Here is a 6,402-nt window from a genome sequence, read left to right as displayed (position 1 = left end):
GGAGCCGGCCGGTGACTGGTGGTAGACGTGGGTCCAGACGTCGTTGCGGATGCGCGCGAACTCCGCGGAGAGCCGGATCTCCTCGGTCCGCGGATAGGGGAGGTCCACATCGATGACCCGGTGGACCCGGCCGGGCCTCGCGGCCATCACGACCACCCGCCCGGCCAGATACACCGCCTCGTCGACGTCATGGGTGATGAACAGGACGGTGCGCCGCTCCTGAGTCCAGGTGTCCAGCAGCTGGTCCTGCAACTGCACCCGGGTCAGCGCGTCCAGCGCCCCGAACGGCTCGTCCATCAGCAGGACTTCGGGGTCCACGGCGTAGGCCCGGGCGATGGCGCAGCGCTGTTTCATCCCCCCGGAGAGGGTCTTGGGCAGGGCGTCGGCGAATTCGGCGAGCCCGACGAGTTCGATGGCGTGATCGGCGCGCCGCCGGCGCTCCGCGGCGGGGACGTGTGCCAGCTTCAGCCCGAACTCGACATTGCCGCGCACCGTCAGCCACGGGAACAGCGCGTACTGCTGGAAGATCACCCCACGGTCCGGCCCCGGCCCGGTGACCGGCGCGCCGTCCACCGTGACCGTGCCGGAGGTGGGCTCCACCAGTCCGGCCACCATGGACAGCAAGGTGGACTTGCCGCAGCCGGACGGGCCGACGACCGCGACGAACTCCCGGTCCCCGATGTCCAGGGAGACCTGGCCGAGGGCGGTGAAGGTGGTGCTCTTCATCGGGTACGTCTTGACCACGTCCCGGAAAGAGATCTTGGGGCTCATCGACGCTCCTGCCACGCGGTGAGTCGGCGTTCGGCCAGCAGCAACAGCCGGTCCATGACCAGGCCGATGACACCGATGCTGATCAGACCCACGAAGATCGTGGGAACGTCGTAGTAGGTCTGGGCGTGGACCATCTCGAAGCCGAGGCCCTTCTGGGCGCCGATCATCTCGGCCGCCACCACGGTCGCCCAGGCCGCGCCGAGCCCGATGCGCATGCCGACCAGGATGAACGGCGTGGACGCCGGGATGACCACCTTGAGGAAGACGGTCCGGTCCGAGGCGCCGAGCACCCGCGCCGCGTCGATCAGCGTCCGGTCCACTCCGGTCACCCCCTGGAAGGCGGCCACCACACAGGACATGAACGCCGCCAGGAAGATGACGAAGATCTTCGGTGTCTCGCCGATGCCCATCAACACGATCACCAGCGGGATCAGCGCGAGTGGCGGGATCGTGCGGAAGAACTGGACGTACGGCTCCAGCAGGCCCCGGGCCACCGGATACCAGCCCATCAGAAAGCCCACGGGCACGGCGACCAGGGTGCCGAGGGCGAACCCCAGGAGCACCCGCTGGAGGCTGGCCAGCGCGTCCTCGGTGAGGGTTCCGTCGGAGAGCAGCTCCCGCGCTCGGGAGCACACGGAGAGCGGTCCGGGGATGTCCGCGAGCCCCGCCGCGGCGGTCAGCGCCCAGAGGGCGATGGCCAGGACGAGGGCGATCAGATTGAACACGAGGGGGTGGACGGTGCGTCGTGCGCCGCGTGGCGCTTGTGGTGTCGTGGGGGTCTTCTCGGGCGCGGTGACCACCGTCATGGACGCCTCGCGGGGTACATGGGTCCTCCTCTTCGGCCCGGGACCGGGCCGGATCAGCCCGGACGGGCCGGGTAATGGCTGAGCAGGGGGGATTCACGCAGGACAAGGGCGATACCGCCCAGGGCGCCACCGGCCTCGCCGAGCGCCGCCGGCCTCAGGTCCACACGGTCCCGTGAGATCGGCATGATGTGTGCGCGCAGCGCCCGTTCGACCGGCTCGAAGAGCGGTGGGCCGGCCGCGGCGAGCTCGCCACCGAGCACGAGCACCCCGGGACCGATCGCGTTGCACACCGCCGCTAGCACGGTGCCGATATGGGTGCCGGCCGCCTCGAGCGTGCGCAGCGCCACCGGATCGCCGGCCTCCAGCGCCCCGAGGAGCGCGGCCAGGCCGTCCGCGTGGCCGCCGGCACGGCGGTAGGCGGCGAGCACGGCGCCCACCGAGGCCACCGTCTCCAGGCAGCCGGTGGCGCCGCACGAACATCGTCCGTCGCCCGACTCGACCGCGATATGCCCGAACTCGCCGGACAGCCCGTACGCCCCGCGGTGCAGGGCGCCGGCCACCACCAGCCCGCCGCCCACACCGTGCGACAGCCGCAGATACAGCACGTCCTGACCGCCCGCCGCCGCGCCCCAGGTGGCCTCGGCGAGCGCGGCGAGCCGGGTGTTGTTGTCCACCAGCACCGGGGCCTCGAAACGCTTGTGCAGCAGGGCGGGCAGATCGGCGGAGGGGCACGGTTGCGCGGGCCCCGCGTAGGAGTCCTCGACCGGGCCGACGACACCCACGCCGATGGCGTTCAGCGCGCCCAGCCGCAGGGCGCCGTCGGCGAGCGTGCCGACCAGCCGCTCGGCCAGGGCGATCCGCTCCTCCCAGGGCAGCCCCGGGTCGTGCGGTTCACTGGCCGAACCGATCACCTCGTGGGCGACGTTGACCGCGGAGACATGCACCGCCCGGCGGGCGAAGTCGATGCCGATGGCCTGGCCCGCGCTGGGGTTGAGCGTCAGAGCCTCCACCGGCCGTCCCCGCCTGCGCGGGGCCGTTCCGGGCGCCGTGGCGACCACGGCGCCGCTCTCGATCAGCTCGGTGACGATATCGCTGAGGGTGGTCCGGGAGAGCCCGCTGTGCTGCCCCAGTTCCGCCCGGCTGAGCGGGCCGTGTTTGCGCAACAGGTCCAGAACCAAGTCTTCGTGTCCCCGCCGAAGCCGGGCCAGGGGGCCGTCCTGATGGGGGTGCATGCCGACCAGCATGCGCACGCCAATCTATTTCGTCAACACCCCGGAATAAAAGAGGGCTCAGGCGTCGCGGACGTGGCGGAAGCCGAGGTTGCTGGTGGAACTGTCAGGGGTGTTGGAGGTGCGGGCGGCCACGCGGTAGCGGTTGCAGTACGACCGATGGCACAGGTAGGAGCCGCCGCGCAGCACCTTGGCGATGCCGGTGGCCGGGCCGCTGGGATCGGTGCGCGGCCGGTCGGTGTGGTCGGTGGACCACCAGTCGGCGCACCACTCCCACACATTCCCCGACACGTTGTACAAACCGAACCCATGGGGTTCGAAGGCGTCCACCGGGGCCGTCCCCCGATAGCCGTCCTCCGCCGTGTTCTTGACGGGGAAGCGCCCCTGCCAGATGTTGCAGCGGTGCACACCGCCGGGGGTCAGCTCGTCCCCCCAGGGATGCCGGCGCCCCACCAGCCCGCCACGGGCGGCGTACTCCCACTCCCTCGGGACGCGGCGCGCCCCGGCGCAGCGCGGCGGGCAGGAACCCGGCGAACACATAGGACCAGCCGAACCGTTCGGCCTCGGTGACATGACCGGTCTCGCGTACGAAACGGGCGAACCGCTCGTTGGTCACCGGGCGTGCACATCGATCCGGAACGCGGCCAGGGTCACCTCCCGGATCGGGCCCTCGCCATCGGCGGGGAAGCCCTCCGCGTCCTCGGCGCCCATCAGGAACGTCCCGCCCGGCAGCAGCGCCATGTCCGCCTCGTGGCGACCGGTCTCCGCCGTGGCCACGGGGGCGGTGACGGCCGCGCCGCCGCCGCGCGGCGGCGCACAACAGCCGGTGGGCCCTGCCTGGCTACGGTCCATGCTTCTCTCCAGGGCCTGGTGCCCGCGCCCTCCTTCATTCCGCCACACCACACCTGCTATAGCTGTTGGCTGACTCTTCATCACGGCGACATCTCCCGCCGCCGCTCAAGGAATGCGATCATGCTGACCTGAGCATGCCAACCCCCCACCCTCCCGGCGTGCAGCCACGCCGCGGTCGTTCAGGAGGACGCAGTGAAGAAGAGTTCGCGGATCGGCAGAGTGTCCGCCATCCTCGGCAGCGCCATCGCGCTGGTCGTGGCCTTCCCGGGCAGTGCGCTCGCGGACCCGCCCAAGGCCCTGCCCGCCAACGCGGATGGCACGGAGCAGACGTTCCAGCCGGCGTTCGACTACGACACCGACGGCTGCTACCCCACGCCCGCCATCGGCCCCGACGGGACGATCGCGGGCGGGCTCAACCCGAGCGGCGCCCTCAACGGCCAGTGCCGCGACTCCTGGGACCTGGACAACACCAACGGATACTCCCGCTCCAAGTGCAACAACGGCTGGTGCGCGATCATCTACGGCCTGTACTTCGAGAAGGACCAGGCCGTGGCCGGGAGCGGTCTCGGCGGTCACCGCCACGACTGGGAGCATGTCGTGGTGTGGGTGCAGAACAACGAGGCCAAGTACGTCGCCACCTCGGCCCACGGCAACTTCAACATCTACAACCGGGACCAGATCCGCTGGGACGGCACCCACCCCAAGGTCGTGTACCACAAGGACGGCCTGAGCACCCACTGCTTCCGCCCGGCGAACTCCAACGACGAGCCGCCGGAGAACCACTACCACACCTGGCAGTACCCCGCGCTGGTCGGCTGGAACGGCTACCCCGCCGGGCTGCGCGACAAGCTGAGCCAGGCCGACTTCGGCAGTGCCACCCTCGGCCTGAAGGACAGCACGCTCAACTCCCACCTCGCGAAGGCCAAGCCGTCCGACATCCCCTTCGACCCCAACGCGTGAGCAGCACCGCCCCGGGAGGCGACATGGCGTCAGCCCCCGCCTCCCGGGGCCGGGGGTAGCCCACCGGCCCGGTCAGCGCCCCGGTCACCGGCTCGGTCACCGGCTCGGTCAGCGCCGGGGAGGCCCGGCCGGGGGCGGCTCGACCTCGAGGTAGCGGTGGCGGCGCGGCCCCCGGTACTCCAGCGCCTCCCAGCCCAGCCGCCGCAGCACGGCCGCACAGTTCCGCAGCGCCTCCTCCGCCGCGTATCCGGCGCCACTTCCCGGCGGCCCCAGCCACTCGACCCGCACCACCCCGGTCCGCTCCGCCGCGCCGAGGCAGTATCCGGTCGCCGTACGGCGGCCCTCCGCGTCGACGGCCGACGGCGGAACACCGGCCGCCTCCAGCGCCAGGGCCACGGCCCGCACCGGTTGACGCCGCTCCCACTCGGCGGGCACCCCTTCGGGGTCGGTGGCGCCGGCGTTCATCAGCCGGCGGATCTGCAGCAGCCCCTCGAACGCGGTCCGCACCGCTGCCTCGCGGCCCCGGTCGTCGCCTGCGGGGAGTTCCGCGGCGCCGGTGGCCACCTCGAACTCCGCCATCCCCTGCCCCCTTCGGACCTGGCCTTCCGTGGCCTCCCGTGGCCCGGCCGCGCTGCTCAGCGCCGTCGCAAACGGTCGGCCTCGACCACGGCATCGGCGAAGGCCTCCGGAGCCTCCTGGGGCACATTGTGGCCGATGCCCTTCAGCGTTCGGTGGGCGTACGGGCCGGAGAACTTGTCCCGGTACGCGGCACCGTCCCCGGCCGGGGTGAACGGATCGCGCCCGCCGTCCAGCGTGACCGTGGGGACGCCGATGACGGGACCCTTGGCCAGGCGCCGCTCCAGACCGTCGTACCGGGGATCGCCCGCCGCGAGCCCCAGCCGCCAGCGATAGTTGTTCATCACGATGCGCACGTAGTCCGGATTCCTGAAGGCGGCGGCGGTGCGTGCGAAGGTGGCGTCGTCGAAATGCCACGTCGGGGAGTTGAACCGCCAGACGAGCCGCGCCAGTTGGCGTCGGTAGTCGGGGTTCTCCAGCCCGAGCGCACCCCTCTCGGTGGCGAAGTAGTACTGATACCACCAGGCCCATTCGACCTTCGGTGGCTGCGGCTGCTTGTTCGCCTTCCGGTTGGTGATCAGATAGCCGGTCACCGAGACCAGGGCCTTGCAGCGCTGCGGCCACAGCGCCGCGACGATGTCGGCCGTTCGCGAGCCCCAGTCGAATCCGGCGAGGACGGCCCGCTCGATCCCGAGTGCGTCCATCAAGGCGATGAGATCGACCGCGAACACCGACTGCTGGCCGTCGCGGATCGTCCGGGGCGACAGAAAGCGCGTCGTTCCGTAGCCGCGCAGGTACGGGACGATCACCCGATAGCCCTTGGCGGCCAGCAAGGGCGCCACATCGGCATAGCTGTGGATGTCATAGGGCCAGCCGTGCAGCAGGACGACCGCGGGGCCATGGGCCGGACCGGTCTCCGCGTAGCCGACGTTCAGCACCCCGGCCCTGATCTGCCGCAGGGCGGCGAAGGACGGGTGCGGCCGCGCGGCCGACGTCCCCTGCTCCGCCGGGTCCGCAAGCATCCCCGCGGCCTCCGCCGAGCCGGTGGCGGCCCGGGCGGCGAGCGGTGCCCCGACCGCACCCGCACCCACGATCTTCCAGAAGCTGCGCCTGCTGAACATCCGCACCCACCCTCCACCAGTGCGAACCGCTCCCCGGCCCTGGCATCCACCATGGCGCACGCGGCTGCCCCTCGCACGCCGTGCGTC

Annotated in this window: 6 protein-coding genes and 1 pseudogene; 1 reads left to right on the top strand and 6 read right to left on the bottom strand. The window is 71.6% G+C overall.

Features of this window, described 5'->3' with window-relative positions; all coding sequences use genetic code 11:
* The 4 genes and pseudogenes from GWI24_RS38565 to GWI24_RS38550 all read right to left on the bottom strand — a co-directional run.
* Window positions 1-771 (bottom strand): ABC transporter ATP-binding protein (locus tag GWI24_RS38565; RefSeq protein WP_210950694.1); only part of this gene is annotated, 771 nt, incomplete at its 3' end.
* Window positions 768-1,577, bottom strand: a complete 810-nt coding sequence (locus GWI24_RS38560; protein WP_210950693.1) for an ABC transporter permease — start codon at window positions 1,575-1,577, stop codon at window positions 768-770. The genes GWI24_RS38560 and GWI24_RS38565, both read right to left, overlap by 4 nt.
* 53 nt (window positions 1,578-1,630) lie before the next feature.
* Window positions 1,631-2,821, bottom strand: coding sequence for an ROK family transcriptional regulator (locus GWI24_RS38555; protein WP_210950692.1), 1,191 nt, complete (start codon window positions 2,819-2,821; stop codon window positions 1,631-1,633).
* A 45-nt stretch (window positions 2,822-2,866) separates the two neighbouring features.
* Window positions 2,867-3,658, bottom strand: a pseudogene (locus tag GWI24_RS38550) (formylglycine-generating enzyme family protein).
* Window positions 3,659-3,850: 192 nt separating this feature from the next.
* Here GWI24_RS38550 and GWI24_RS38545 point away from each other — a divergent pair.
* The gene (locus tag GWI24_RS38545) at window positions 3,851-4,618 is read left to right on the top strand and encodes an NPP1 family protein (RefSeq protein WP_210950691.1); all 768 of its coding nucleotides are present in this window, start codon (window positions 3,851-3,853) and stop codon (window positions 4,616-4,618) included.
* A gap of 108 nt (window positions 4,619-4,726) precedes the next feature.
* On the opposite strand, the gene GWI24_RS38540 is transcribed toward GWI24_RS38545, so the two are convergent.
* Entirely contained in the window at window positions 4,727-5,197 is a 471-nt protein-coding gene (locus tag GWI24_RS38540; protein ID WP_210950690.1) for a hypothetical protein, read from the bottom strand.
* Between the two features lie 56 nt (window positions 5,198-5,253).
* Window positions 5,254-6,315, bottom strand: a complete 1,062-nt coding sequence (locus tag GWI24_RS38535) for an alpha/beta fold hydrolase (RefSeq protein ID WP_210950689.1) — start codon at window positions 6,313-6,315, stop codon at window positions 5,254-5,256.
* Window positions 6,316-6,402 lie beyond the last annotated feature (87 nt).

It is taken from the genome of Streptomyces sp. MK37H, assembly GCF_018035285.1.
Lineage (GTDB): Bacteria > Actinomycetota > Actinomycetes > Streptomycetales > Streptomycetaceae > Streptomyces > Streptomyces endocoffeicus.
This window is presented reverse-complemented; position numbering and strand designations above follow the sequence as displayed.